This is a genomic window from Caldicoprobacter sp., from assembly GCF_047459465.1.
In the GTDB taxonomy this organism is placed as follows: Bacteria; Bacillota; Clostridia; order Caldicoprobacterales; family Caldicoprobacteraceae; genus Caldicoprobacter.
In genome coordinates this window covers 1-3,838 of sequence record NZ_VSCO01000153.1, presented here as the reverse complement: position 1 = coordinate 3,838, position 3,838 = coordinate 1, and the positions used below count along the sequence as shown (strand labels likewise).

Annotated in this window: 5 protein-coding genes; 4 read left to right on the top strand and 1 reads right to left on the bottom strand. The window is 40.4% G+C overall.

The window, feature by feature from the left end:
- Window positions 1-228: 228 nt before the first annotated feature.
- Window positions 229-1,560 (bottom strand): chromosomal replication initiator protein DnaA, encoded by a 1,332-nt coding sequence (gene dnaA, locus FWJ59_RS08420; RefSeq protein ID WP_414481499.1) that lies wholly within the window; start codon window positions 1,558-1,560, stop codon window positions 229-231.
- A gap of 412 nt (window positions 1,561-1,972) precedes the next feature.
- Here dnaA and rpmH point away from each other — a divergent pair, with 412 nt between their 5' ends.
- From rpmH to FWJ59_RS08400, 4 genes are read left to right on the top strand one after another with little or no spacing between them, the layout of a single operon-like run.
- Window positions 1,973-2,107, top strand: coding sequence for a 50S ribosomal protein L34 (gene rpmH / locus FWJ59_RS08415; protein ID WP_414481498.1), 135 nt, complete (start codon window positions 1,973-1,975; stop codon window positions 2,105-2,107).
- A gap of 58 nt (window positions 2,108-2,165) precedes the next feature.
- A complete protein-coding gene (rnpA, locus tag FWJ59_RS08410) occupies window positions 2,166-2,510 on the top strand; it encodes a ribonuclease P protein component (protein WP_414481497.1) in 345 nt (114 codons plus the stop codon).
- 13 nt (window positions 2,511-2,523) lie between these two features.
- Window positions 2,524-2,736: a membrane protein insertion efficiency factor YidD gene (gene yidD / locus FWJ59_RS08405; RefSeq protein ID WP_414481500.1), complete on the top strand. Its 213-nt coding sequence runs from the start codon at window positions 2,524-2,526 to the stop codon at window positions 2,734-2,736.
- 21 nt (window positions 2,737-2,757) lie between these two features.
- Window positions 2,758-3,774: a YidC/Oxa1 family membrane protein insertase gene (locus FWJ59_RS08400; protein ID WP_414481496.1), complete on the top strand. Its 1,017-nt coding sequence runs from the start codon at window positions 2,758-2,760 to the stop codon at window positions 3,772-3,774.
- Window positions 3,775-3,838 lie beyond the last annotated feature (64 nt).

Genomic DNA, 3,838 nt, shown 5'->3' with positions numbered 1-3,838 from the left:
TTTGTACTTTGCTTATGGCATCGGATAAGTCTTTCTGAAAGCATCTGAACTTCATGGCGTACCTCCTAGGTTATAGTTGTTATTTTTAATTAGTTAGGAGTAACAGTAATAATAATTGTGGATATGTGGATTTTGGTGTCGAAATGGATGAAATCCACATAACCACTGTGGATAGCCATGGGGATATTATGCTTAATATAGGCATATCTTGTCCACAGGCTGTGCATATTAGCCTTCTTTAATCTTCTTTTTCAGCTCCTCGATGATTCTTCTGAGCTGGCTGTCCTTTTGCATATCCTCCTGTATTTTCTCGCATGCATGTATAACGGTTGTATGGTCACGTCCTCCAAATTCTTCACCAATTTTGGGCAGCGATTGATCGGTAAGCTCCCTGCATAGATACATTGCAATCTGTCTGGGGTATGCTATCGGCCGGTTTCTTTTTTTAGACTTAAAGTCGTCCACTTTCAAATGGAAATAATCGGCTACCGTTTGTTGTATCAATGGTATAGTTATTTCCTTGGGCTGCGAAACAGACAGTATATCCTTTAGCGCTTCTTCGGCTATGGATATATCCAGCTTATTGTTGGTGAGGGAAGCATAAGCCATGATCCTAATAAGGGCTCCTTCTAGCTCTCTAATGTTGGATTCAATGCGCTTAGCGATGAATAGGAGTATTTCATCATCGATCTCTATGTTTTCCAGCTCAGCCTTTTTCTTCAAAATGGCCACTCGGGTTTCAAGGTCTGGAGGTTGTATGTCGGCAATTAACCCCCATTCAAACCTGGAGCGCAGCCTGTCTTCCAGCGTAGGAATCTCCTTGGGAGGACGATCGCTGGATATTATGATTTGTTTGTTTGCTTCATGTAGTGCGTTGAAGGTATGGAAAAACTCCTCCTGTGTCCTTTCTTTACCAGCTATGAACTGGATGTCGTCTATTAACAATACGTCGATGGTGCGGTAGCGGTTGCGAAATTCGACGTTTTTATCGTCACGTATTGAGTTTATCAGCTCGTTTGTGAATTTTTCGGATGTAACGTATAATACCTTGGCTTTGGGGTTGCGGGCTAAAATATAGTGCCCTATGGCATGCATGAGATGGGTTTTCCCCAGTCCCACCCCACCATATATGAAAAGGGGGTTGTACGCCTTTGCGGGAGCTTCGGCCACTGCAAGGCATGCAGCATGGGCAAATCTGTTGCTATTGCCCACCACAAAGGTGTCAAAGGTATACTTGGGATTTAATATGCTGTGAGGTTGGGCATTAGCTACGTCTTTACTATTAACGCTTTCCAGGTAAGCTTCTGCCTCGTTTTCTAGAATAAATTTAATGTAAATAGGCTGTCCTGCTACTTCTTTTAGGGATCCAGCTATAGTTTCCATATATCTCGATTGGAGGATATTCTTGGTAAATTCATTGGGCACGCTTAGCACGATTTCATTGCCGTTTAAAAGCAACGGCTGTATAACTTTTATCCACGTATCAAAACTGACATCGGATAGTTGAACTTTCATGTACTGAAGGGCTCTTGTCCACAAATCGTTGACGTTTTTACTCATTCAAAAAACCTCCTAAAGATTTTGGGAAAACTTTCTAACTAATATTTTTGCCAAAATTACCAATAATAATATCGGTCAGTTAAATTTGAACAACGCCGAGAGCATATTATCAACATTATCCACATGGCTGAAATCTCTATTTTTTCGGTATAGCTGTGGAAAATTCAGAAGTTATACACAAAGTTATCCACAGTATGTGTATAACTTTATGGGATTCTTTCCTTATTATATATTCTAAAGTTATCAACAGGCAATACTATAATAGCAGATTATTTGTGGATAATCAACGTTGAGGTGTCTGATTTTCTTGACATGCTGGAGATATTTCGCTTATAATACTATCGTACTAGAGTATTGCTAAGGAATATTTGGAAAGAAAAAGGCAATTTAGCAGGAAGGAGGGTTGAAGGAAATGCTGAGGACGTATCAGCCCAATAACCGAAAGCGGAAAAAGGTACATGGTTTCAGGAAGAGAATGAGCACAAAGGGTGGTCGTCTTGTAATCAAGAGAAGGAGGAAAAAGGGCAGAAAGGTTTTGACAGCATAATAAGGCCGCTAGTAAGTGGCCTTTTCTGACATTAAGCGGTAGCTTGCTGGAGGAAAAAGTGAACAAGATTTATAGGTTGAGGAAGCGAAGAGACTTCAGTTATACTTATAAGAAAGGAAAATCCGTTGCCAATCAGTATCTGGTACTGGTGTACCGTCGGACGGGCTTTTGCGTTACCCGTGCAGGTTTTTCCGTAAGCAAAAAGTTTGGTAACTCTGTTAAGAGAAACAGAATAAGGCGTCAATTGAGGGAGATATATCGAAAAAGGATTCCGCATGTAAAAGAGGGGTATGACCTTATCTTTGTAGTGCGAAAGAATGCTCGAGATGTGGAGTTTTCCAAGCTTGAAGAGGCGGTGGACAATCTGTTAAAAAGGGCAGAGCTTTTCAAGGAGATGGATTGATTTGATAGCCTTGGTGTTGAAAAAGCTCTTAATAGGAATTATACGCTGCTATCAGCAAGCAATTTCGCCGTTGCTGCCCAATAGCTGTCGTTTTTATCCAACATGTTCTGAATATGTTATCCGAGCAGTGGAAAAGTATGGAGTTTTAAAAGGCTTCTATATGGGAATAAAAAGAGTGTTGAAATGCCATCCGTTTTATCCGGGGGGCTATGATCCGGTAGAGTAGTCAATGGAGGTAATGAATGTAATGAATGATCTAATAGTGGGTGTCTTTGTCATTGCAGAGGCGGCTAATGCAGGATTATGGGGTTCATTTGTGAACTTTTTGGCCAATGTACTGCGGCTAATAAATAATATAACCAATAATTACGGTCTTTCTGTAGTGATGTTTACTATATTGATGAGATTGTTGTTGCTGCCTTTGGATTTGAAGTCCAAAGCTTCCACCAAGAAGATGGGCGAGCTGCAGCCTTTGATAGAGGAAATAAATAAGAAGTATAAGTATGATGCCGAGAAGAGGAATAGAAAGATCGCTGAGCTATATCAAAAACATGGAGTAAATCCGCTGGGGGGCTGTCTTCCTTTATTAATACAGATTCCGATAATTTTTGCCATGTTTGCCGCTTTAAGACAGATTTCAAGCATGGAGCTAGGGAGCTTTTTGATTGATGCCATCAAGCATCACGATCCTTCAATAGTGCCTGTTTTAGATGAAGTTATAAAGGCTGTAGAATCTTCGAGCGCTATTAGGCAAAAGATGGTGGATATTATACCTCAATTGTTTATTAGAACCAATTTATCAATTGTTGACAAGATGAAGGAAATTGCTGGGGAAGAAAACGTTTCACTGATTTTAGAGGCCATTAAAAACATAAGCAATGAAGAGATATACAGCTTCCTCAATGCACAGTATGGTTCTTATAGATTTCTCTGGATTAAAAACATCTGGATTGCTGATTCTCCTATTGTAAGCATTGTGGGAAGGCCTATAGATTTATTTTCAGGTCAGTGGAATGGTCTATTCATACTTCCAGTTCTTGCAGGTGTTACATCTTATTATCAAACAAAGCTGGCAAATGTTTCGACAGCTAACCAACAGACGGGCAGCTTTACTGCAATTTTTCCTATCTTGTCTGTGTGGTTTACCGCCATGTATACGGCGGCATTTGGCGTATACTGGGTGACCAATAACGTGTTTCAAATAGTCCAGCAAATCATATATAATCGAACAAATTCACCTAAAGGGGAAGGTGTAAAATCGTGAAAAGCGTGGAGACCACGGGCAAGACTATTGAAGAAGCTATTTTGATGGCTGTGGCAAAGCTGGG